Below are 22813 nucleotides of genomic sequence, written 5' to 3' on the forward strand. Positions count from 1 at the left end.
TCCCTGCCTCCAGTCTCCCCGTCCACGCCACCACCGGCCAGCACCGACGGCGCGCCGCCACGCAAGGTCAGGTCTACTTTGTCCACGCCGCGCCCCCGGGACGGAACGGCTGGGCCGGTGCGCGTCCTCGCGCAGCATCGTGTCGATGCGCAGTTCTGCCGACCGCCCGGCACGCGCCTACGCTGAGCCCATGCCAGCCGGACGTCATACGGTGCCACGCCTCCCCGCTCCGGCCTGCCCGTCGACGGCACGGGCGGGGCGATGACGGGCGGCACGCGGGCCACCCGGGCCACCCACGAGGCGCTGCCACCCGCCATGCGGGAGGCCGTGGACGACTTCGCCGACCACCTGGCCCGGGTGCGCAACCGATCCGCGCACACCGTGCGGGCGTACGTCGCCGATGTGGTCTCGCTGCTCGACCACGCGGTACGGATGGGTTGCTCCGCACCCGCCGAGCTGGACCTGACGGTGCTGCGCAGCTGGCTGGCCCGGCAGCGCACCGTGGGAGCGGCCCGGACGTCACTGGCCCGGCGGGCGGCGGCGGCGCGGACCTTCAGCGCCTGGGCGCACCGCGCGGGCGTGCTCCCCACCGACGTGGCGGCTCCGCTGTCCAGCCCCCGGGCGCACCGCGACCTGCCCACCGTGCTCCGGGCCGACCAGGCCGCCGCCCTCGTGGAGGCGCCCGATCGGCGTCCCTCCGCCACCCGGCCCGCCGAAGCGACCGGGCCCGCCGCCGGCACCCGCGCCGACGCGGCAGCACGCATCGTCGGCCCGCGACACGACGACCCCACTCGGCCCACCGACCCGACCGGGCACACGGCGACCGGCCCCGACCCGGCCGGGCCCGACGCGGACGGACACCGGGACGACGCGGCCACCGGGGCCACCCGGCAGGACGGTCCAGCCCACCCCGCCCGCCCCGAGGACGAACCGGTGCGACTGCGCGACCGGGTCCTGCTGGAACTGCTCTACGGCACCGGGGTACGGGTCAGCGAGGCGTGCGCGTTGGACGTCGCCGACGTGGACCACGGCCGCCGGGTGATCCGTGTCCTGGGCAAGGGCGGCCGGGAACGCTCGGTGCCGTACGGGGTGCCGGCCCAGCGGGCGATCGACGACTGGCTGCGCTCCGGGCGGCCCGCCCTGGCGGTGCCCGGCTCCGGGGAGGCGCTGCTGCTCGGCGCGCGCGGCGGGCGGCTGAACCCGACGACGGCGCGCCGGATCGTGGCCGGGTACGCCGAGTCCCTCGGCCTGCCCCGGGTCAGCCCGCACGGACTGCGGCACTCGGCGGCGACGCACCTGCTGGAGGGCGGCGCGGACCTACGCGCCGTGCAGGAACTGCTCGGCCACTCCTCGCTCGGCAGCACCCAGATCTACACCCACGTCTCGGTCGAGCGGCTGCGCGCCGCGTACCGGCAGGCACACCCCCGCGCCTGACCCACCCGCTGCGCACCGCCCCCAGCCTCGACGCGCCGCTGCTCAACGACCGCAGACTGCGGTCACCCGATCGGCGGCGCACCGGGTCGAACCGCCGGCAGCACGGCGCGTTGCCGCCGACGGCGGGCTGCCGCCGGAGGACGGCGAACCGACGACGGTTGATCCGTCGACGGATATGATCACCGCGTGACCGTCGCCCGGCCGCCCGAGCCGATTCCCGGGGCCCGACTGCTCTTCTCGCTCGACCCGGCGGTCAGCTACCTCAACCACGGCGCGTTCGGCGCGGTACCGATCAGCGTGCAGCGGGCGCAGCAGCGGTTGCGCGACGAGATGGAGTCCAACCCCCTGCGCTTCTTCACCCAGGGGCTGGCCGACCGGATCGGCCACACCCGGCGGCACCTGGCCACCTTCCTGGGCGCCGATCCGGACGGTACGGCGCTGGTCGGCAACGCCACCACCGGCGTCGCGCTGGTCCTGCAGTCCCTCGGCCTGCGGGCCGGCGACGAGGTGCTCACCACCGATCACGGGTACGGCGCCGTCGGCTTCAGCATCGAGCGGGAGTGCCGGCGTACCGGGGCGGGCACCCGGGCGCTGCGGGTGCCGCTGACCGCCACCGACGAGGAGGTCGTCGAGATCGTCCGCACCGGTCTGCGACCCGGGCGGACCCGACTGCTCGTCGTCGACCAGCTCACCTCGCCCACCGCCCGACTCTTTCCGGTGGCGGCCGTGGTGCAGGTGGCCCGGGAGCGGGGCGTACCGGTGCTGGTGGACGCGGCGCACGTGCCCGGCATGCTGCCGGTCGACGTCGGCGCCGTCGGCGCGGACTTCTGGGTGGGCAACCTGCACAAGTGGGCGTTCGCCCCGCGGGGCACCGCCGTGCTAGTGGTCGCCCCGCCGTGGCGGGAGCGGATCGAGCCGCTGGTGGTCTCCTGGGAGCAGGGCGCCGGCTTCCCCGGCAACGTGGAGTGGCAGGCGACCCTCGACTACACGGGCTGGCTGAGCGCCCCGGCCGGGCTCTACGCGCTGCGCAGCCTCGGCCTGGACCGGGTGCGGGCGCACAACGCGGCGCTGGCCGCGTACGGGCAACGGGTGGTCGGGGACGCCCTCGGGGTGGCGCCGGCCGACCTGCCGGACCCGGGTGGACCGGCGGTCGCCATGCGGATCGTGCCGCTGCCGCCCGGCGTGGCCACCACCATCGACACCGCGCGGGCTCTTGCTGGCCGGATCGCCGAGCGGCTCGCCGCCGAGGTGGCGGTGATGGCCTGGGACGGTCGGGGCTGGCTACGGCTCTGCGCGCAGGTCTACAACTCCGCCGAGGAGTACGAACGGCTGGCCGTCCGGCTGCCCCCGCTGCTCGCCCGGCCCTGACCCCGGCCCGCGCCGACCGCACCGGCAGGCGGCCCGCGCCGTCCGCTCGGCGACTGCACCGCTCGCGATCCGCTCGGTGAGCGGGCCGCTGGCGATCCGCGCGGTCGGCGGGCCGCTCGCGATCCGCTCGGTGAGCGGGCCGCTCGGGTCGCGCACCGGGAGCAGCCGGACCGGCCCGAGCCCGAGCAGGGCCAGCGGGTCGAGGTAGTCCGCACCGCGCCGCAGCCCCCAGTGCAGGCAGGCCGGGGTGGGACAGCCGGGGTGCCCGGCCAGCAGCACGCCGAGGGGCGCGCCGGGCCGGACCGGGTCGCCGAGGCGTACCTCGGGTCGGACCGGCTCGTAGGTGGTCCGCAGGCCCGCCGCGTGCCCCACCGTGACCACCGGCCGGCCGGCGACCACGCCCGCGAAGAGCACCGTTCCGGCGCCGGCCGCGCGCACGGTCGCCCCCGCGGCGCCGGCCAGGTCGACCCCGCGATGACCGGGCAGCCACGGTCGGGGCGGCGGGTCGAAGCGCCGCACCGGGCGGGGCGTGCCGTCGAGCGGCCACCGGAAGGCCGGCGCACCGGCCGGCGCGCCGAGGGTGGCCGGCGCCGCCGCGACTTTCGCGGGCGGTCGGCGGTCGACCGTTGGTCCGGACGGGACGGGCCCCGCGGCACGGGTGGCCGTGGCGGCCGGCGGGGCGACGGGCCGGGTGCCGCCCGCCCGGTCCGCCCCCGATCCGGGGGCCGCCGCGGCGAGGGCGCCCGGCGGGCCGAGGACCAGCAGGACCGCCCACCACACCGTCACCGCCCGCACTGCGCTCCGCATGTCCGCAGCATGCCCGCATCGACCACCGGCCGACCCGGACAGCGCGTCCGCTGTGGACGACGGGCCGCCCTGTGGACAACGCTCACCAATGGAGTCGATCTGCTAGGCGACGGGGGCGGAGCCGGCCGCGCCGGCACCCGACCGGTGGGCGCGTGGGACGCGGCCGCGAGCCGCGCCGGCACCCGACCGGTGGAGCGGCGCGGCGACTAGGCTGGGCCCACGCGCCGAGGGAGATACCGGGGAGGCCGCCGTGACCAGCGTGGACGATGTGAGCCGCCCCTCCCGGCTGGCCGGGCCGGACGAGGCGATCAGCGCCGAGGAGCTGCAACTGGCCGCCCGCAACCACGGCATCCCGCTGGAGGCGTTGCGCTACGACGTCACCCCGGCCGGCCTGCACTATCTGCTGATCCACTACGACATCCCGGACGTCGACCCGGCCGGCCACGCGCTGACCGTCGACGGCGCGGTACGCCTGCCGCTCATCCTCGGGCTGGACGAGCTGCGCTCGCGCCCCCGGGTGACCCGGCAGGTGACGCTGGAGTGCGCCGGCAACGGCCGGGCGCTGCTGCACCCGCGTCCGGTGAGCCAGCCCTGGCTGGTGGAGGCGGTCGGCAACGCCGAGTGGACCGGCACGCCGCTCGCGCCGCTGCTGCGTGAGGCCGGCATCGCGCCCGAGGCCGTCGACGTCGTCTTCACCGGGGCCGACCACGGCGTCGAGCGCGGTGTCGAGCAGGACTACCAGCGGGCCCTCCCGGTCGCCGACGCGCTGCGGGAGGAGGTGCTGCTGGCGTACGAGATGAACGGCGCTCCCCTGCTGCCGCAGCACGGCGCGCCGCTGCGGCTGATCGTGCCCGGCTGGTACGGCATGGCACACGTGAAGTGGCTGCGCGGCATCACCGTGCTGACCGAGGAGTTCGACGGCTACCAGAACGCGGTGGCCTACCGGCTGCGCCGGGACGCCGACGACCCTGGCGAGCCGGTGACCCGGATCGAGCCGCGTGCCCTGGTCCGCCCGCCGGGGTTCCCGGACTTCATGACCCGCACCCGGGTGCTGCGTCCCGGGCCGTGCACCGTAGACGGTCGGGCCTGGTCCGGGCACGCGCCGATCACCTCGGTGGAGGTGACCACCGACGGCGGGGCGACCTGGGCGGCGGCCATCGTGGACCCGCCGCGCGGCGGGGACTGGTCCTGGCGGCGCTGGCGGTACGAGTGGTCGCCGCAGCCGGGCCGGTACGTCCTCGGCGCCCGGGCCACCGACGCGTCGGGGCGGACCCAGCCGGTCGAGCAGCCGTGGAACCGGGGCGGGTTCGCCAACAACCTGGTCCAGCGGGTCGAGGTCGCGGTCCTCGCGGACTGACCAGCGAGGCGGTGCCCCGGCGCGTCAGTGCCGTGGGCGACGCGGGCAGAGTGGCGGGCGCAATCCGGCCGGCAGGCCGGAATGTTCACGCCAGGAGGCAGGCGGCAGGTCGGGGGAAGAGGTCGCGCGGGCCGGCGGGTGGGGGATGCCGGTGGGAAGAGCGGTGCGTCAGCCGCCGAAGCCGGAGTCGGCGGGGAGGGAGATGTCGGGCTTCTCCAGCTCCTCGACGTTGACGTCCTTGAAGGTCATCACCCGGACGTTCTTCACGAAGCGGGCAGGGCGGTACATGTCCCACACCCAGGCGTCGTGCATCTCGACCTCGAAGTAGACCTCGCCGTCCGAGTTGCGCACGTGCAGGTCGACCTGGTTGGCGAGGTAGAAGCGGCGTTCCGTCTCCACCACGTAGGAGAACTGGCGGACAATGTCGCGGTACTCCCGGTAGAGCTGCAGCTCCATCTCGGTCTCGTACTTCTCGAGATCTTCCGCGCTCATCGCACTCCGCCTTCCATGACCACATCTTCCCCCACCGGCGCCGGAGGCCGAGGCTGCTCGCCCAACGCCACGCCGACGGTACCCCCTGACGCGTCGAAGCGCTCCATCGGCTCGGACGCGGGCCCGACGACGGGGCGTCGGGACCGCGGCGGACGGCCGGCGCGGCCGGAGACGGTGGCCACGTTGACGTACGAGAATCGGTGCTCCACGCAGGGGCCGCGCTCGCGCAGCGCCTCGCTGTGCTCGGGTGTGATGTACCCCTTGTGCTCGGCGAAGCCGTAGCCCGGGTACTGCCCGTCCAGCTCCACCATCAGCCGGTCCCGGGTGACCTTGGCCAGCACGCTGGCCGCCGCCACGCAGGCCGCCACCCGGTCGCCCTTCCACACCGCCAGCCCCGGGACGTCCAGCCCGTCCACGCCGAAGCCGTCGGTCAGCACGTACTCCGGTCGGGTGGTCAGCGACGCCAGCGCCCGGCGCATCGCCGCGAGGTTGCACACGTGCAGGCCCCGGGCGTCGACCTCCTCGGCCGGGATGATCACCACCGCGTACGCCAGGGCGCGGGCGACGACCTCCTCGTACACCCGCTCCCGGCTGGCCGGGGTGAGCAGCTTGGAGTCGGCCAGCCCGTCGATCTCACCGCGCCGCCCCTCGGGCAGCACCGCGGCGGCGGCGACCAGCGGCCCGGCGCAGGCGCCCCGGCCGGCCTCGTCGGCGCCGGCGACGTGCCGGAAGCCGCGCCGTTGCAGGGCCCGTTCCAGGGCGTAGAGCCCACCTTCGCGGCGCACCACCGTGCGCGGGGGCGTCAGCACGGCACGCCCCCGCTCGGGTCGGTCAGGGCCCGGGTCAGCACGGCGGGCAGGTCCTCCGGGTAGTAGCGGTCGCCGGTCGCGGTCAGTTCGTCGACCGACCACCAGCGGTGCCCCGAGACGCTGGCCCGCTCGATGTCGGTGAAGCCCGTGGTGTCCACCTCCCAGCCCGCCACCCGGACCAGGAAGAACTCCTGCTCCTGCCGGTACCAGACGCCGTCGAAGGGGAACTCGACCGTCTCGGACCAGACCGGCGCGCCCAGCTCGCCCTGGTCCAGCCGCAGCCCGGTCTCCTCGGCCAACTCCCGGGCGGCGGCCTGGGCGGGCGTCTCCCCCGGGTCGAGCCCGCCGCCGGGGGTGAACCAGTACCGGTGCTCGGGACGGGACGGGTCCCAGCCGCTGAAGAGCAGCACCCGGCCGCCCGCGTCGACGAGCAGCACCCGGGCCGCGCGGCGAGGGGTGTAGACGGTCACCGCCCCAGCCTGCCAGACGCCGGTGACGAACTGCCACGCCCGGGGGCCGGCCGCGGGCCCGCTACGGGTTGGGGATGGCGTCGAACTGCTCGGGTACGGTGAGCCAGGTGGCCCGGTCCACCGGCCAGAACACGGTGAAGGCCCGCCCGACGACCTGGTCCTCGGGGATGGTGGCGCTGTCGATGTTCCGACCGGACTGCTGCCAGTGCTCCAGTGAGTCCCCAGAGGCGGAGCGGTGGTCGCCCATCACCCAGAGTCGCCCTTCCGGCACGGTGATGTCGAACTCCTGGTCGGCCGGCTTGTCCCGCTCGCCGTTGGCGGAGAAGATGTACGGCTCGTAGAGCGGCTTGCCGTTGATCACCAGCTTGTCGTCGTCGCAGCAGACCACGTGATCGCCGCCGACGCCGATCACCCGCTTGATGAAGTCCTCGCCGTCGGGGTTGCCGCTCCACTCGGTCGGCGCCTTGAAGACGACGACCTCGCCGCGGTGCGGTGACCGGAAGTCGTAGACCAACTTGTTGACCAGCACCCGATCGTCGATCTGGAGGGTGTTCTCCATCGACGGGGACGGGATGAAGAAGGTCTGCAACACGAAGTAGCGGACCAGCACCGCCACCAGGATCGCCACGCCCAGGAGGATGGGCAGTTCCTTCCAGAAGGAACTGCGGGGCTTGTCGGTCTGCTCGTCAATCACGGGTGGAGCCTACGTCCCCGGGTGCGGGCCGATCGTCCGGAACGCGCGACAACGGACATCAGGGTCACCGCCGGGAGGACGAGAGCGACACCGCCCACCGGAGTCGGTTCGGCCGGCGGCGGGGCGGCCGGAGCGGCGGCCGGCCGGGAGAGCCCGTCGAAGGTCGCCGGCACCGGCAGCGAGGTCCACCGCTGGGACGGCCAGACCACCATGAACGCCCGGCCGACCACGTTGTCGATCGGCACCGGGCCCTGGCAGCGGGCGTCCTGCGAGACCAGTCGATGGTCGCCCATCACGAAGATCTGGCCGGGCGGCACGACCACCTCCTCGAAGCGCCGGGACCGGCACTCGCGGGCGTTGGGCGGCACGTCCAGCGGCGAGTTGCGGATCACGTACGGCTCGTCCAGGGGGGTGCCGTTGACCAGTACGCGCCCCTGGTCGTCACAGCACTTCACCCGGTCGCCGGGTACGCCGATGACCCGCTTGATGAAGTCCTTCTCGCCCGGGCGGCTGACCCCGACCAGGTCGCCGAACGTCCGCCCGACCTTGTCGGCGAAGCCGGGCTCGGGCTCCTGGACCTCCTGCGGGACCCACCGGTCGGTGCCCCGGAAGACCACGACCTCGCCGCGCACCGGGTCGCGTACGTCGTAGACGACCTTGTTGACCAGCACCCGGTCGCCGATGAGGAGGGTGTCCTCCATCGAGCCGGAGGGGATGAAGAAGGCCTGGAGCAGGAAGGTGCGGATCAGCACGGCCAGACAGAAGGCGACGACCAGCAGCAGCGGGAGTTCCTGCCAGAGCGGCATCTGCCGACGGGTGCGCCGGGTCCGCCGGCGCCACGGATCGACTGTGCCGTCCTCGTCAAGCACCTGCACCACGCCACTCCCCGGTCCGCAGAAACGACACTACCGCCCGGGAGCCTCGTCGAGGCCCCACGGGCGGTAGTGGACATTCGCACGCCGTGACCAGCGTCGCGGCGTCGCTGCCCCGCTGCGCCCGTACGACCAGGGTAATGGGATCTGGTCGATACGACACCCGCGCAGCTCAGGCGGCGTGGCGAGCGGGAAGTCAGCTGGGCTGCTTCTCCCGCTTCTCCTTGATCTTGGCCTTCTTGCCGCGCAGCTCGCGCAGGTAGTAGAGCTTGGCGCGACGCACGTCACCGCGGGTCACGACCTCGATCCGGTCGATGCCCGGGCCGTTGAGCGGGTACGTCCGCTCCACGCCGACCCCGAAGCTGACCTTGCGGACCGAGAAGGTCTCGCGCAGACCGTCACCCTGGCGACGGATGACGACGCCCTGGAAGATCTGGACACGGGACCGGTTGCCCTCGACGACCCGCGCGTGCACCTTGACGGTGTCACCGGCACGGAAATCGGGGAGGTCGGTCCGCTTCGACTGGGCGTCAAGGGCGTCCAGGATGTTCATCGCTGCGTCCTCGTGAGGCTCACGGCGCACCGTCACTCGGTGCGCGGATGGGTGATTCTGATCCCCGGGTGGTGGTCGGCGGGCCGACCCCGGTCGAGGATCCTCGCAGCCGCCCGCGGGCGCGGGTGAATGCGGCAACCCCCCTACTTTGCCACATCCCCCGGCGGCAGCTGAAATCCGGCCCGGTCCAACGCGGCGACGTCCCGTTTGTCGAGGCTCTCCGGAGGCAGCGCGGCGATCATGTCGGGCCGCCGGGCGGCGGTGCGGGCCAGCGCCTCGTCGCGCCGCCACCGGGCGATCCGCCCGTGGTCGCCGGAGCGGAGCACCTCCGGCACCTCGTGCCCGCGCCAGGTCGCCGGCTTGGTGTACATCGGGGCCTCCAGCAGCCCGTGCGCGTGCGACTCCTCGTCCAGCGAGCCGGCGTTGCCGAGCACCCCGGGCAGCAGTCGGGTGACCGCCTCCAGGATCACCAGCACCGCCACCTCGCCGCCGAAGAGCACGTAGTCGCCGAGGGAGACCTCGGTGACCCGCATCCGGGTGGCGGCGTGCTCCAGCACCCGCTGGTCGATGCCCTCGTACCGGCCGCAGGCGAAGAGCAGGTGCGACTCGGCGGCCAGTTCGTGGGCCATGGCCTGGGTGAACCGGACGCCGGCCGGCGACGGCACCAGGAGCCGGGGCAGGGTGTGCGCGTCGGGGCTGAGCTCGTCGGGGGCGAGGGCGTCGAGCGCCTCGCCCCAGGGCTCCGGCCGCATGACCATGCCCGGGCCGCCGCCGTAGGGCGTGTCGTCGACCGTGCGGTGCACGTCGTGGGTCCAGCTCCGCAGATCGTGTACGGCCAGCCGCAGCGTCCCGTTCTCCCGGGCCCGGCCGATCAGCGACAGGTCCAGCGGGGCGAAGTACTCCGGGAAGATCGACACGACGTCGACACGCATGGGGGTGGCTCCGGTCTCAGAGGTCGAGCAGACCGGCCGGCGGGTCGACCACGACGCGACCGCCGGCGAGATCGACCTCGGGGACGATCGCCTGGACGAAGGGGATCAGCGCGGTACGCCCCTCGGGGCGACGCAGGACCAGCAGGTCCGAGGCGGGGGCGTGGTCGATCCGGGCCACCTCGCCCAGGTGCTCGCCGGCCGGGGTGACCACGGCGAGACCGACCAGCTGATGGTCGTGGAACTCCTCGGGGTCCTCCGGCGGCGCGACGTCGGCGCTGTCCACGCCGAGCAGGGTGCCGCGCAGCGCCTCGGCGACCTCGCGGTCGAGAATGCCCTCGAAGGCGACCAGCATCCGGCCCTGGTGCCAGCGGGCCGCCTCGATGGTCAGCTCGGCCGGGACCGTGAAGGGCACTCCGGGGCCGGGGGCGGGGTTGGCCGGGGCGGTCGCCCCCGGCTCGGTCCGAAGAACCGTGCCGGGGGCGAAACGCGCTTCGGGCTCGTCGGTCCGCACCTCCACGGTGACCTCACCGCGGATGCCGTGCGGTTTGCCGATCCTGCCGACGATGAGCAGCATCAGTACGAGTCGACGATGTCGACGCGTACTCCGCGTCCACCGATGGAGCCGATCACCTGGCGCAGTGCCTTGGCGGTCCGGCCGGACCGCCCGATCACGGTGCCGAGGTCCTCGGGGTGCACGCGGACCTCGAGCCGCTTGCCCCGACGGGAGTCGACCATCCGGACGCGCACGTCGTCCGGGTGGTCCACGATGCCCTTGACCAGGTGCTCCAGCGCGGGACGCAGCGGCATGTCAGGCCTGCTCACCGGCGTCGGCAGCAGCAGCCGGGGCCTCGGCCGGAGCCTCGGTCTTCGGCGCCTCGGCCGGAGCCTCGGTCTTCGGCGCCTCGGCCTTGGCGGCCTTCTTGGCCGGCTTGGCCGGGGTCTCCGGAGCCAGGCCGGCGGCGGCCTTCGCCTCGGCCTCGTACGCCGCCTTGCGGTCGGCACGCTCGGGGGCGACCTTCAGCGGCGGCGGGGCCGGCAGGCCCTTGAACTTCTGCCAGTCACCGGTCAGCTCCAGCAGACGCTGCACCGCCTCGCTCGGCTGCGCGCCGACGGAGAGCCAGTACTGGACCCGGTCCGACTTGACCTCGATCACCGAAGGGTCTTCCTTCGGCTGGTACACGCCGACGAACTCGATCGCGCGACCGTCGCGCTTGGTGCGCGAGTCGGCGATGACGATGCGGTACTGCGGGTTGCGGATCTTGCCCATCCGCAGGAGCCGGATCTTTACGGCCACAGTTGTTTCGCTCCTGTTGCGATCTCACCGGCCCGGTACGGGCGGTGCACGGGTGAGCGCCGACCGGCACAGTGGGGTTTGGGCCGGAGACAGCTCGGTGGACTGGCGACACGCCCGGGTTAGAGGGCGCCGGACGCGCGCCGGATACCAGCGACCCATTCTGCCAGATCCGTCGCCGATCTCTCACACCGGACCCGGACATGTCACCCGACGCGGCGTGGCGGTGACGCGGAACACGGTCAGCGGACCGGCGGACGGTCCCAGCCGGGCGGCAGTTCGTCGGGTACGTCCCAGTCCGGCGGCGGGACGAAGTCGCACCAGGTGCCGTCGAAGGGGAAGACCCCCGCCTCGGCCTGGGCGATCACCCGCTCCCCCTCGGCCCGTACCGCCGCCTCGTCGGCCACCCAGTAGTCGTCGCCGAAGGCGAGCCGCTCGGCGAACTCCTCCTCGTCCTTCCACCGCCAGCTGTGGTCCGGGTACACCACCACGTCGAGGTCCTGGTCCACCACGTCGACCCCGGCGACCTGGCCGTCGTCCCAGCGGACGCCCGGCTCCTCCAGGTTGACGTACCAGTTGGCGAACCGGCCCCGCGCGTCGGAGAACCACCAGACCGAGTGGGCCGCCCCGGTGGGCAGGAACTTCAGCAGCGGCGGGCCGCTCCACCGGCCGCGCGCCAGCCGGTACGACGAGGAGATCCACTCGGCGAAGGGCATCGCCCGCATCCCCAGGCCGGCCTCGGTGACCTCGTGGGCGACCGGGGTGTCCCGGGCGATCCAGATCAGCAGTCCGCGCTCGTCGTCGCTGACCACCCGGCCCGGCCGGACCCAGCCGATCCGGCCGTGCCGCACGTTGCGGTGCATGATCAGACGACCCGGCGCGAACCGGTCGGCGGGAGCGCCGGGGCGCACGTCAGTAGGCGCGGGCGAGGATGGCGACCAGGTCCGACTCGTCCTCCGAGTCGGGCACCGAGCCGTCGGCGCGGAGCAGGCAGCGCACGGTGACGCCCTGACCGTTCGCCTCGGCCTCACCCGCCACGCCGACCGCCGACCACGGCACCTTGGCCCAGCCGGTGGCCGCCGCCTCGATCGCCTCGGCCAGCGTCGACACCTCGACGGTGCGGGACTCGCGGTGGGCGAGGGCCTGGTCGTGCAGCACCCGCTGGTCGGCCTCCAGGGCGGCCAGCACCGCGCCGACCACGTCCGCCACCGGGGTGGGGGCCTTCGAGCCGTCCGTACGCCGGACCACGACCGCGTTGCCGGCGGCCAGGTCGCGGGGGCCGACCTCGACGCGTACCGGATAGCCGCGCAGCTCGGCGTCGACGGCCCGGCGGCCGAACGCGGTGTCGGTGCGGTCGTCCAGCGCGACCCGGACGCCAGCGTCCCGCAGGCCGTCACGGAGCTTGGCCGCCGCCTCGGCGACGCCCTCGCCGTCCTTGACGATCATCACGTACGCCTGGATCGGGGCCAGCTTCGGCGGCACCCGCAGGCCGTTGTCGTCGCCGTGGGCCATGATCAGGCCGCCGAGCATCCGGGTCGAGGTGCCCCAGGAGGTCGTCCAGGCGTGCTCGCGGCCGCCCTCGGCGGAGGAGTAGCTGATGTCGAAGGCCTTGGCGAAGTTCTGCCCCAGCTCGTGGCTGGTGCCGAGCTGGAGGGCCTTGCCGTCGCCCATCATGCCTTCGCAGGTGTACGTGGCGGTCGCGCCGGCGAAGCGCTCCCGGGCGGTCTTCAGACCGACCACCACCGGGATGCCGAGCACGTTGACCATCAGGTCCTCGTACGCCTCGTGCAGGATCCGCCGCGCGTAGGCGCGGGCATCCTCGCGGGTGGCGTGCGCGGTGTGCCCCTCCTGCCAGAGGAACTCGCTGGTCCGCAGGAAGATCCGCGGGCGCAGCTCCCAGCGGACCACGTTGGCCCACTGGTTGAGCAGCAGCGGTAGGTCCCGGTACGAGTCGATCCACTTGGCCATGAACTCGCCGATCACCGTCTCGCTGGTGGGGCGCACCACCACCGGCTCGGCGAGCTGCTTGCCGCCACCGTGGGTGACGACGGCGAGCTCCGGCGAGAAGCCCTCGACGTGCTCGGCCTCGCGCTTCAGGTAGCTCTCCGGGATGAAGAGCGGGAAATACGCGTTCTCCGCGCCGGCCGCCTTGATCCGGGCGTCCATCTCGGCCTGCATCCGCTCCCAGATGGCGTAGCCGGCCGGTCGGATGACCATGGTGCCGCGGACCGGGCCGTTGTCGGCCAGCTTCGCCTTGGCGATCAGGTCCTGGTACCAGCGGGGAAAGTCCTCCGCACGGGGAGTGAGCACGCGTGCCATGACCGCACATCCTAGGCGGCGTCCGCCCCGCCGCTGCGCCCGGGAGGCGGCGCGCCGCGTCCGCGTCGCCGGACGGCCGGCGGCGCCGGGCCGGGTCGGTCGCGCAGACGCGGGGTCCGCCGGGCGATCGTAGACTTCGACCACCATGGTTGAGCTGAGGGATTCCGCCCGGCAGCGGCTGCGCGACACGATCGTAGACGCCGCTCGCGCGCAGACCGTCGCGTCCGGCTGGGACGGGGTGCGGATGGGTGGGGTGGCGGCCGCGGCCGGGGTGAGCCGGCAGACCGTCTACAACGAGTTCGGCAGCAAGGCGGGGCTGGCCGAGGCGCTCGCCCGACGCGAGGTGGACCGGTTCGTCGCCGACGTCCGCGCGGCCCTGCGCGAGCACGGCGCCGACGTGCGGGCCGGCGCGTACGCGGCCATCTGGCACACGCTGACCGAGGCGGCCGGCAACCCGCTGATCAAGGCGATCCTGACCAGCGCCCGGGGCGGCTCGGACGCGCTGCTGCCGTACCTGACCACCCGCGCCGAACTGGTGCTCACCGAGGCCTCCGGCGCCCTGCTGGACTGGGCGGGCGACCACCTGCCCGCCGCCGATCCGGCGGCCCTGGCCTTCGCCGCCGACACCGTCGTCCGCCTCGTGGTCAGCCACATCGTCCTGCCCCGCGCCCCCATCGACCAGACCGCCTCCTCCCTGGCCGACCTCGCCCTCCACCTCTTCCTCACGGCCGCAACCCCCTGACCCGGATCCCCCTCCCCCACCCCACCCCAGATCGGCGTGCACTTTCCCGGAATGAGTGGCTAAGCGGCCCGAAATGGCCACGCTTTCCGGGAAAGTGCACGGCCGGGCGGGGCGGGTTGGGGGCGCTCGCGGGGCGCGGGGCGGAGCCCCGGGGGGGGTTAGTGGAGGGGGTGGCCGCGGAGGATGGTGCGGGAGGGGGTGCGGACCACGCGGAGGTCGCGGCGGGGGTCCTCGGGGTAGACGGTGAGGTCGGCGAGGCCGCCCTCGACCAGGCCGGGGAAGCCGAGCCAGGCGCGGGCGCCCCAGGAGGCGGCGGCGAGGACGTCCGTGGCGGACATGCCGGCCTGCTCGTGCAGGAGCAGCATCTCCTCGGCGGCCAGCCCGTGGTCGATGCCGCCGCCCGCGTCGGTGCCGACGTAGATCGGCACGCCGGCCTCGTACGCGGCCCGGACCACCTCGGGGAAGCGGTCGCGCAGGGTGAGCATGTGGTCGGCGTACCCGGGGAACCTGGCCCGGGCCTGGTCGGCGATGCCGCCGAAGGTCCGAATGTTGATCATCGTGGGGATCAGCGCGGTGCCCTGCCGGGCCATCAGGTCGATCAGGTCGAGGCTCAGGCCGGTGCCGTGCTCCACCGAGTCCACCCCGGCGCGCACCATGATCTCCACGGCCGACTCGGAGAAGGTGTGCACCGCGGCCCGGGCCCCGGCGGCGTGCGCGGCCGCGACGGCCGCGGTCATCGTGTCGGCGTCCCAGGACGGCGCCAGGTCGCCGACGCCCCGGTCGATCCAGTCGCCGACCAGCTTGACCCAGCCGTTGCCGGCGGCGGCCTGGGCCGCCACCGTCGCGGCCACCTCCGCCGCGCCGACCTCCACCCCGATGTCGCGCAGGTAGCGCTTCGGCGGGGCGACGTGCCGCCCGGCGCGGGCCAGGCGCGGCAGGTCCGGCTCGTCGTCGAGTTCCGGGTACGGGTACGGCGAGCCAGCGTCCCGGATGGCGAGCACCCCGGCGTCCCGGTCGATCCGGGCCAGCTCGCGGGCCTGGTCGAGCGAGGTGATCGGGGAACCGCCCCGGGCGATGCCGATGTGGCAGTGCGCGTCGACCAGTCCGGGCAGCACGTACCCGCCGTCCACCACGGTCTCGGCGCCGGGCACCGGTTCGAAGGTGACCCGGTCGCCGACCAGCCAGAGATCCCGGACCTCGTCGTCCGGCAGGAGCACACCGCGCACATGCAGAGCCATGTGCACAGTCCTACCCGATCACCCCCCGCCGTGCCGCGCCGGGCCGGAGCCGCCCCGGCAGTCACCCCGGCAGGCTCACCCGGATGGGGTGGGGCGGCCTCACCCGGTGCCGGTGGACGGTGGTCGGACCCCGAGAGGTCAGGGAGGAAACATGGCTGTCCGGACGACGGCACGTCCCTCGCCCACCGACGAGGTCCCGCTGCACCCGGCGTACGGCTACCTGCTGCGCCGCCAGCGGCACCCGGTCGGCGTCCGCGGCGGGCCGCGGCGCGCCCCGCGCGGGTTCCATCTGACCGACAACGACCAGCGGCAGGTCCGGTCGGCGTACGAGCTGCGCATGCGGCAGCTGGCCCGCGCGGTGGTGACGGCCGGCCGGCAGCCGGGCGACGCGACGGAGAACCTGGTCGGGCAGTTGGAACAGCGGATCGACGCGCTGGTGCACCGGGCCGGTTTCGCGCCCTCGGTCGACGCGGCGCGGGATCTCGTCGCCCACAACACCTTCACCGTCGACGGCGGCAAGGTCAACCGGTCCTCGTACCTGGTCCAGCCGGGGCAGACCATCCAGGTGCGCCCGGACCGGCAGTGCCGCGCGCCGGTCGCCATCGCCGTGGCGGAGCACGCCGGGGGCGACGCGCCGCCGTACCTGGAGGTCAGCTCGGAGCGGCTCACCGCGACCCTGACCCGGGAGCCGCAACGGCAGGAGGTGCCCGCGCTGCGGGACATCCCCCTCGCCGTCCACCCCGACAAGGAGGTCGCGCGATGAGCATGCCGATTCCGAACGACCGACGGGTGCCCAACTACCTGCGGCAGAGTGGCCGGCCGCAGCTGACACCGCGGCAGCGGCGCCGCGCCGAGCACAAGGAGGCGCGGCGGGAGAGCATCCTGGGTCAGCGTCCACCGAAGCGGTCGCGGGGCCGGTGACCCGGGGCCGGGTGGCGGTAGCGGCCGCCGCCCGGCCGACCCGACGGACCCCGGGTGCCGGCGACGGAGGCCGGCCGCCACCCTTCGTGCCCTCACGCTTGTTCTTCGGCGACGTGCTCGCCTTGCGCCGGCCACCACCCGGGCAGGTCCCAGTAACGCCCCCGTCTGCTTCATCATCTTCTGCGCGTCGGCAGAGCGGTTGAGCAGGCGCAAGCCGCCGACCACCTCCACCCAGCCGTTGCCGGCGGCCTGCGCCATCACCGTCGCGGCCACCTCCGCCGCGCCGACCTCCACGCCGATGTCGCGCAGGTAAACCTGCGGCGGGGCGACCTGCCGCCCGGCACGGGCCAGTCGCGGCAAATCCGGCTCGTCGTCGAGTTCCGGGTACGGGAACAGCCAGCCGGCGTCCCGGATGGCGAGCACCCCCGCGTCCCGATCGGTACGGGCCAGCTCGCGGGCCTCGTCGTGCGAGCTGATCGGGGCGCCGCCGGGAGCGATGCCGCTGTGGCAGCGCGCATCGACCAGGCCGGGCAGCACCAACCCGTCGTCCACGACGGCCTCCGCGTCGGGGCACCGGTTCGAAGGTGACCCGGTCGCCGACCGGCCACAGATCCCGAACCTCGTCGTCCGGCGGCCACGCCGCGGACCCGCCAGGGCATCCGTCCTCCGTCTCGACGTCAGAAGTGGTGCCGCGATCAACCTTCCCGTCTTCCCGAGTCCGGGTCACCCAACAGCCCCGATTCCGCACGGTAGCCGGGAGAGCACGCTAAGAGACGAACAGTTGATTGACAGATTTATTTATTTAAGCATGCCTTGATGAAAAGATCCTTCGTCGCCAGGATGCTGCGAAAGCGCCCGCACCTCAGGGCTCGCACAGTTTCGCCTCACAAAGGAGCGTCGAGACAGTGGCATCACGACGATGGCGTACGGCAGCGGCCGGCCTGGCGGCCGGCCTCCTCCTCCCGATCGGCGCCGGCGCACCACCCGCCGCCGCCCGCCCCGATCAGACCCCCGAAAAGGCCGAAGCCGAGGCGGTGGCCGCGAAGGTCGACAAGAAGGTCACCAGCCAGCTGGCCAAGGACGGCAAGTCAAGTTTCTGGGTCTTCCTGGACAGCAAGGCCAACCTCTCCGGCGCGGCCAAACTCCGCCACAAGGCCGACAAGGCCGCGCACGTCTACCGGATCAAGACCGAGCACGCCAACCGCAGCCAGGCCGGCCTGCGCTCGATGCTCGCCACGCGGGGCGCCGACTTCACCCCCTTCTGGCTGGCCAACACGATCAAGGTGACCGGTGACGCCGACCTGCTCGGCGACATCGCCGTACGCTCCGACGTCGCCGAGATCCTCGCGGACGACCCGGTACACATCCCCGAACCACTGCCCGGCGAGGTCGTCCCCAGTACCGACGCGGTGGAGTGGAACATCGACCGCATCGGCGCCCCCCGGGTGTGGAACGAGCTGGGCGTACGCGGTGAGGGCATCGTGGTGGCAAACATCGACAGCGGGGTGGACGCCACCCACCCGGCCGTTGCGGCGAGCTACCGGGGCCGCAACGGTGATGGAACGACCAACCACAACTACAACTGGTTCGACCCGGCCGGCGTCTGCCCCACCGCGGCACCGTGCGACAACAACGACCACGGCACACACACCATGGGCACGATGGTCGGCGCGGACGGCGCGAACGTGATCGGCGTGGCCCCAGGGGCGAAGTGGATCGCCGCCAAGGGCTGCGAGACCACCAGCTGCTCGCGGGCATCGCTGCTCGCCGCCGGCCAGTGGATCGTCGCCCCCACCGACCTCACCGGTGCGAACCCCCGCCCCGATCTCGCCCCCGACGTCGTGAACAACTCCTGGGGCTCCAGCGTCTACGACCCGTGGTACACCGAGACCGTCTCGTCGTGGCTGGCCGCCGGCATCTTCCCGGCCTTCTCCAACGGCAACAGCGGCCCGAGCTGCAACACCTCCGGCAGCCCCGGGTCGTACACCATCAGCTACAGCTCCGGCGCGTTCGACGTGAACAACGCGATCGCAAGCTTCTCCAGCCGGGGCACCGGCGAGAACGGCGACATCAAGCCGAACATCGCCGCGCCGGGCGCCAACGTCCGCTCGTCCGTGCGAGGCGGCTACGCGTCCTTCAGCGGTACCTCCATGGCCTCGCCGCACACCGCGGCGACTGTGGCGCTGATGTGGTCGGCCTCGCCAGCCATCCAGGGAGACATCACCGAGACCAGGCGCATCCTGGACGACACCGCCATCGACGTCAACGCCCTCACCTGCGGTGGGACGGTGGACGACAACAACGTCTTCGGCGAGGGTCGGCTCGACGCGTACGCAGCGGTCAACGCCACCCCTCGGGGCGCGCTCGGCGCGCTCGGCGGTCAGGTGACCTCGGGCGGGAACGCGCTGGCCGGGGCCAGCGTGACGGTCGCCGGCCCGATGGGCCGGACCACCACCACCGCCGCCGACGGGTCGTACGGGTTCGACCGGTTGATGGTCGGCGACTACAACATCTCGGTCAGCAAGTTCGGCTACCTGACGGCGACGAGGTCGGTGACGGTCACCGAGAACCAGTCCGTCGAGGCGGACATCACCGTCGAGCAGGCCCCGTCGGCCACGCTCAGCGGCACGGTGACCACCTCGGCCGGTCCGGCCGGCGGCGCGCGCGTCACCATCCTCGGCACCCCGCTGTCCGCGACCGCAGACGAGCAGGGTCGCTACCAGGTGAGGGTGCCGCACGGTCAGTACGACGTCCGCTTCGCCCACGCCTACCGCTGCGCCGACGTGGTGACCCGTCCGGCGACGGTCAACGCGGACACCGTCCTGGACGTCGGCATGCCCGACCGGGTGGACGCCTTCGGTTACGCCTGCGGCGCGGCCGGCGGTTCCTTCGTCAGCGGCACGGAGCTGATGCCGTTGACCGGGGACGACCGGACCAGCGCCGTCACGCTGCCCTTCCGGGTGCCGCTCTACGGCAGGTCGTACCGGGACGCCTGGGTGAGCACCAACGGCGTGCTCGGCTTCGGCACCTCGTCGACCAGCCGCGCCAACACCGCCCTGCCGAACACCACCAACCCGGACCTCGCGCTCTTCCCGTTCTGGGACGACCTCTACGTGGAGGCCGACTCGGGCATTTACACCGCCGTCACCGGGGTCAGGCCGCACCGCTCCTTCGTGGTGGAGTGGCGCAACGTCTCCATCTTCAGCGACCGCTCGACGCGACTGACCTTCAGCGCGGCCATCGGCGAGGACGGCTCGATCACCTACCGGTACCGGGACATCGCCGGCACCGGCCCGGAAACCGGCACCGGCGCGACGATCGGACTGGAGAACGTCGACGGCACCGTCGGCTTCGAGTACTCGTACAACACCGCGGCGCTCGCCGACGGTACCGCGATCGCGTTCCGCACCACCCGCAACGGCGTGCTGACCGGTGTGGTCACCGACGGCAACGACGGGCAACCGGTGGTCGGTGCCACGGTGACCGCCCGGGTGGGCGGGGCGACCGCCACGGAGACCACGGAGGCCGACGGCTCGTACCTGATCCAGGCCCCGGCCGGCGCAATCGAGCTCAGCGTCGAGAAGGAGCACTACGAGAGCGCCAACGCTGCGGTCGCGGTGGCGGCCGGTGGGGCGGACGTCCGCTCGGCGGCGCTGCGCACCGCCCGGGTCGGCACCCCGGTCAGCGAGCTGGCCGTCGTCGCGCCAGCGGCACAGACCCGGGCCCGGGAGATCGGCCTGAGCAACACCGGGGCGCTCGGTACCGAGTTCACGGTCACCGAGCTCAACGCCGACGGAGTGCCGCAGGACATCGGCTGGCTGAGCCTCTCCGGCACCAGCGGCACGCTGGCCAGCGGCAGCCGACACACCGTCGGCGTGGCGGTCAGCACCGCCGGCCTGTCACCGGGGACCTACCACAAGGCCAAGGTGCGGGTCGCCTCGGCCAGCGGCCGCCAGCCCGTCCTGGTCATCCCGGTCACCCTGGTGGTGCCGAGCTACGCCCTGGCGATCAACGCGGGAGCGCAGGCGGGACGGACCGACGTGGAGGGCCAGACGTGGTCGCCCGACCAGCCCTGGGCCGCCGGCGGCGCGGGATATCTGGGCAACTCCAACCGGCAGTCGACCAGCAGCCCGATCACCGGGACCAATGATCCGGCCCGCTTCGCCGACCTGCGGGAGGGGATGTACGAGTACCGCGTCGACGGGCTCAGTGACGGCGTCTACACCGTCGAACTGGACTTCGCCGAGGTACGCAGGCAGGCCCCCGACAAGCGGGTCTTCGACGTGCTGCTCGAAGGCCAGGAGGTGCTGCCGTCGCTCGACGTGGCCGGTGAGGTCGGCAGTCTCGCCGCACTCACCAGGTCGTACACCGTGCGGGTGACCGACGGCCAGCTCAACGTGCGGTTCGTGACGCACAAGGGCTACGGCCAGCCGATCCTCAACGCGCTGCGGGTGACGAACCGCCCGGACCTGGTGTCCTGACCAGGAGGGTGGCGTGGGGCCCGGCCGTACTCCGGCCGGGCCCCACGACTGCCGCAGGTGGCGGGAGCCGGCCACCGCTGAGCAGGTCGGTCCGGTGCGGTTACTCCGCCTCGCGCAAGGAGTCCCGCACGCGCACGGTGAGCTCCGGCAGGTCGGCACCACCCTGAGCGTTGATCTCGTCGACCACCGCCACCGCCACGCGTCAACGGGGGCGGTTGTCGCCCTTGCCGAGCTTGTTGAAGTCGATCTTCGGGAGCTTGAAGCCCGGCGGCAGGCCCTGACCGCCGGCCAGGTCACCCGGGTCCAGCCCCGGCGGGAGCTGCGGCATGCCGCCCGGGAAGCCGCCCGGCAGCCCGGCGCCCGCCCCGGTACGCGGCCGACCGCCGCCCTTGGTGCCCTTGCGCTTGTTCTTCGGCGACTTGGTCGCCTTGCGCCGGCCCGCGCCGGGCAGGCCCATCATGCCGCCCATCTGCTTCATCATCTTCTGCGCGTCGGCGAAGCGGTTGAGCAGCTGGTTGACGTCCATCACCGTGACACCCGAACCGGCCGCGATGCGGGCCCGGCGGGAGCCGTTGATGATCTTCGGGGTGGTGCGCTCGGCCGGGGTCATCGACCGGATGATCGCGGTGACCCGGTCGAAGTGCTTGTCGTCCAGCTCGGCGAGCTGGTCCTTCATCTGCCCCATGCCGGGCATCATGGCCAGCACGTTGGCGATCGGGCCCATCCGGCGGACCGCGATGAGCTGGTCGAGGAAGTCCTCCAGGGTGAACTGCTCGCCGCCCATCAGCTTGGCGGTCATCTTCTCCTTCTGATCGGAGTCGAAGGCCTGCTCGGCCTGCTCGATCAGAGTGAGGACGTCGCCCATGCCAAGGATCCGGCTGGCCATCCGGTCGGGGTGGAAGACGTCGAAGTCCTCCAGCTTCTCGCCGGTGGAGGCGAAGAGGATCGGCTGCCCGGTGACCTCCCGGACGGAGAGCGCGGCGCCACCGCGGGCGTCGCCGTCGAGCTTCGACAGCACCACGCCGGTGATCCCGACGCCGTCGCGGAACGCCTCGGCGGTGCGGACCGCGTCCTGACCGACCATCGCGTCGATGACGAAGATGACCTCGTCCGGGTCGACCGCGTCGCGGATGTCGGCGGCCTGCTGCATCATCTCGGCGTCGATGCCGAGGCGGCCGGCGGTGTCGACGATGACGATGTCCCGGGCGGCCCGCCGGGCGTGCTCGATCGAGGCACGCGCGACCTGCACCGGGTCGCCGGTGCCGTTCCCGGGCTCTGGGGCGTACACCTCGACGCCGGCGCGGCCACCGAGCACCTGGAGCTGCCCGACGGCGTTGGGGCGCTGGAGGTCGGCGGCGACCAGCAGCGGCTGGTGACCCTGGGCCTTGAGCCAGCGGGCCAGCTTGCCGGCGAGGGTGGTCTTACCGGAGCCCTGCAGGCCGGCCAGCATGATCACGGTCGGCGCCTGCTTGGCGAACTGGAGCCGCCGCCCCTCGCCGCCGAGGACGTTGATCAGCTCCTCGTTGACGATCTTGACGATCTGCTGCGCCGGGTTGAGCGCCTCGGAGACCTCCGCGCCGCGGGCCCGCTCCTTGAGGTTGGCGATGAAGCCCTTGACCACGGGCAGCGCGACGTCCGCCTCCAGCAACGCCATGCGGATCTCGCGCGCGGTGGCGTCGATGTCGGCGTCGGTGAGCCGACCCTTGCCGCGGAGCTTGGTGAAGATCCCGGACAGGCGGTCACTCAAGGTGTCAAACACGCGAACATCCCGTTTGTCGGTGTTACGGCGGGCACTACCCGGCCGGTGTACAGCGGCCGGCCACCGCTAGGGTAGCCCGCCGCCCGCACCCGCGTACCAGCCCGGCCCAGCCGCCGGACCCGCCCGGTCCCGTCGCCCGGGCCGGCCCGCACGGCGACGGCTGAATCGTCTACGTCATCAGCTCGACAGCGTCTGCGGGGCCCTCCGCCCCCTCCGAGCGACGGCAGGGCGCCGCCCGGCGCACCCCGCCGTCCCGGGGATCAGCGGCGCAGGC

21 protein-coding genes and 2 pseudogenes are annotated in these 22813 nt (G+C 73.4%); 7 read left to right on the top strand and 16 right to left on the bottom strand.

Annotated elements, in window-relative coordinates; all coding sequences use genetic code 11:
• Positions 1–261 precede the first annotated feature (261 nt).
• Positions 262–1434, top strand: coding sequence for a tyrosine recombinase XerC (locus tag ACTMS9_RS18970; protein WP_441165593.1), 1173 nt, complete (start codon positions 262–264; stop codon positions 1432–1434).
• Between the two features lie 186 nt (positions 1435–1620).
• Positions 1621–2802: an aminotransferase class V-fold PLP-dependent enzyme gene (locus tag ACTMS9_RS18975; protein WP_441144491.1), complete on the top strand. Its 1182-nt coding sequence runs from the start codon at positions 1621–1623 to the stop codon at positions 2800–2802.
• 153 nt (positions 2803–2955) lie between these two features.
• On the opposite strand, the pseudogene ACTMS9_RS18980 reads toward ACTMS9_RS18975, so the two are convergent.
• Positions 2956–3609, bottom strand: a pseudogene (locus ACTMS9_RS18980) (murein hydrolase activator EnvC family protein); the annotation flags it as partial.
• 250 nt (positions 3610–3859) lie between these two features.
• Here ACTMS9_RS18980 and ACTMS9_RS18985 point away from each other — a divergent pair.
• Complete coding sequence (locus ACTMS9_RS18985) at positions 3860–4966, top strand: sulfite oxidase (RefSeq protein ID WP_441144493.1); 1107 nt, start codon at positions 3860–3862, stop codon at positions 4964–4966.
• Positions 4967–5134: 168 nt separating this feature from the next.
• On the opposite strand, the gene ACTMS9_RS18990 is transcribed toward ACTMS9_RS18985, so the two are convergent.
• From ACTMS9_RS18990 to proS, 12 genes are all read right to left on the bottom strand, one after another.
• Positions 5135–5458: a DUF2469 domain-containing protein gene (locus tag ACTMS9_RS18990; protein WP_007075222.1), complete on the bottom strand. Its 324-nt coding sequence runs from the start codon at positions 5456–5458 to the stop codon at positions 5135–5137.
• Entirely contained in the window at positions 5455–6267 is an 813-nt protein-coding gene (locus tag ACTMS9_RS18995) for a ribonuclease HII (RefSeq protein ID WP_441144499.1), read from the bottom strand. The genes ACTMS9_RS18990 and ACTMS9_RS18995 overlap by 4 nt, the downstream gene beginning before the upstream one ends.
• The gene (locus ACTMS9_RS19000; protein ID WP_441144501.1) at positions 6261–6737 is read right to left on the bottom strand and encodes an NUDIX hydrolase; all 477 of its coding nucleotides are present in this window, start codon (positions 6735–6737) and stop codon (positions 6261–6263) included. The genes ACTMS9_RS18995 and ACTMS9_RS19000 overlap by 7 nt, the downstream gene beginning before the upstream one ends.
• 61 nt (positions 6738–6798) lie before the next feature.
• On the bottom strand, positions 6799–7431 hold the full coding sequence (gene lepB / locus ACTMS9_RS19005) for a signal peptidase I (protein ID WP_154943462.1): 633 nt from the start codon (positions 7429–7431) through the stop codon (positions 6799–6801).
• Entirely contained in the window at positions 7428–8309 is an 882-nt protein-coding gene (gene lepB / locus ACTMS9_RS19010; RefSeq protein ID WP_441144504.1) for a signal peptidase I, read from the bottom strand. Before lepB (ACTMS9_RS19010) ends, lepB (ACTMS9_RS19005) begins: the two co-directional genes overlap by 4 nt.
• A gap of 190 nt (positions 8310–8499) precedes the next feature.
• Positions 8500–8856: a 50S ribosomal protein L19 gene (gene rplS, locus ACTMS9_RS19015; RefSeq protein ID WP_030335223.1), complete on the bottom strand. Its 357-nt coding sequence runs from the start codon at positions 8854–8856 to the stop codon at positions 8500–8502.
• A 143-nt stretch (positions 8857–8999) separates the two neighbouring features.
• The gene (gene trmD, locus ACTMS9_RS19020) at positions 9000–9788 is read right to left on the bottom strand and encodes a tRNA (guanosine(37)-N1)-methyltransferase TrmD (RefSeq protein WP_441165594.1); all 789 of its coding nucleotides are present in this window, start codon (positions 9786–9788) and stop codon (positions 9000–9002) included.
• A gap of 16 nt (positions 9789–9804) precedes the next feature.
• Positions 9805–10359, bottom strand: coding sequence for a ribosome maturation factor RimM (gene rimM / locus ACTMS9_RS19025; RefSeq protein WP_238449763.1), 555 nt, complete (start codon positions 10357–10359; stop codon positions 9805–9807).
• Between the two features lie 2 nt (positions 10360–10361).
• Positions 10362–10622 (bottom strand): RNA-binding protein, encoded by a 261-nt coding sequence (locus tag ACTMS9_RS19030; RefSeq protein WP_172862164.1) that lies wholly within the window; start codon positions 10620–10622, stop codon positions 10362–10364.
• Positions 10597–11082, bottom strand: a complete 486-nt coding sequence (rpsP, locus tag ACTMS9_RS19035) for a 30S ribosomal protein S16 (protein WP_350795386.1) — start codon at positions 11080–11082, stop codon at positions 10597–10599. Before rpsP ends, ACTMS9_RS19030 begins: the two co-directional genes overlap by 26 nt.
• A gap of 239 nt (positions 11083–11321) precedes the next feature.
• Positions 11322–11942, bottom strand: coding sequence for a DUF402 domain-containing protein (locus ACTMS9_RS19040; RefSeq protein WP_441144509.1), 621 nt, complete (start codon positions 11940–11942; stop codon positions 11322–11324).
• Between the two features lie 49 nt (positions 11943–11991).
• Positions 11992–13398 carry a proline--tRNA ligase gene (gene proS / locus ACTMS9_RS19045; RefSeq protein ID WP_334568819.1) on the bottom strand — a complete coding sequence of 469 codons (1407 nt, stop codon included), beginning with the start codon at positions 13396–13398 and terminating at the stop codon, positions 11992–11994.
• A 145-nt stretch (positions 13399–13543) separates the two neighbouring features.
• Between proS and ACTMS9_RS19050 the strand changes: the two genes are divergently transcribed.
• A complete protein-coding gene (locus tag ACTMS9_RS19050) occupies positions 13544–14140 on the top strand; it encodes a TetR/AcrR family transcriptional regulator (protein ID WP_280838764.1) in 597 nt (198 codons plus the stop codon).
• A gap of 158 nt (positions 14141–14298) precedes the next feature.
• Here the strand turns inward: ACTMS9_RS19050 and ACTMS9_RS19055 are convergent, their stop codons facing one another.
• Positions 14299–15378 carry an amidohydrolase family protein gene (locus ACTMS9_RS19055; protein WP_441165595.1) on the bottom strand — a complete coding sequence of 360 codons (1080 nt, stop codon included), beginning with the start codon at positions 15376–15378 and terminating at the stop codon, positions 14299–14301.
• Between the two features lie 151 nt (positions 15379–15529).
• Between ACTMS9_RS19055 and rpsD the strand changes: the two genes are divergently transcribed.
• Positions 15530–16141 carry a 30S ribosomal protein S4 gene (gene rpsD / locus ACTMS9_RS19060; protein ID WP_441165596.1) on the top strand — a complete coding sequence of 204 codons (612 nt, stop codon included), beginning with the start codon at positions 15530–15532 and terminating at the stop codon, positions 16139–16141.
• Positions 16138–16299, top strand: a complete 162-nt coding sequence (locus tag ACTMS9_RS19065) for a hypothetical protein (protein WP_350795382.1) — start codon at positions 16138–16140, stop codon at positions 16297–16299. The genes rpsD and ACTMS9_RS19065 overlap by 4 nt, the downstream gene beginning before the upstream one ends.
• Before the next feature lie 216 nt (positions 16300–16515).
• Here the strand turns inward: ACTMS9_RS19065 and ACTMS9_RS19070 are convergent.
• A pseudogene (locus ACTMS9_RS19070) lies at positions 16516–16958 on the bottom strand (amidohydrolase family protein); the annotation flags it as partial.
• Positions 16959–17204: 246 nt separating this feature from the next.
• On the opposite strand from ACTMS9_RS19070, the gene ACTMS9_RS19075 reads away from it, so the two are divergent.
• Positions 17205–20780 (top strand): S8 family serine peptidase, encoded by a 3576-nt coding sequence (locus ACTMS9_RS19075; protein WP_441165597.1) that lies wholly within the window; start codon positions 17205–17207, stop codon positions 20778–20780.
• 202 nt (positions 20781–20982) lie between these two features.
• Here the strand turns inward: ACTMS9_RS19075 and ffh are convergent, their stop codons facing one another.
• Entirely contained in the window at positions 20983–22539 is a 1557-nt protein-coding gene (ffh, locus tag ACTMS9_RS19080) for a signal recognition particle protein (protein ID WP_441144519.1), read from the bottom strand.
• Positions 22540–22813 lie beyond the last annotated feature (274 nt).

Origin of the sequence: Micromonospora sp. L31, assembly GCF_052068075.1 — a bacterium.
GTDB lineage: Bacteria > Actinomycetota > Actinomycetes > Mycobacteriales > Micromonosporaceae > Micromonospora > Micromonospora purpureochromogenes.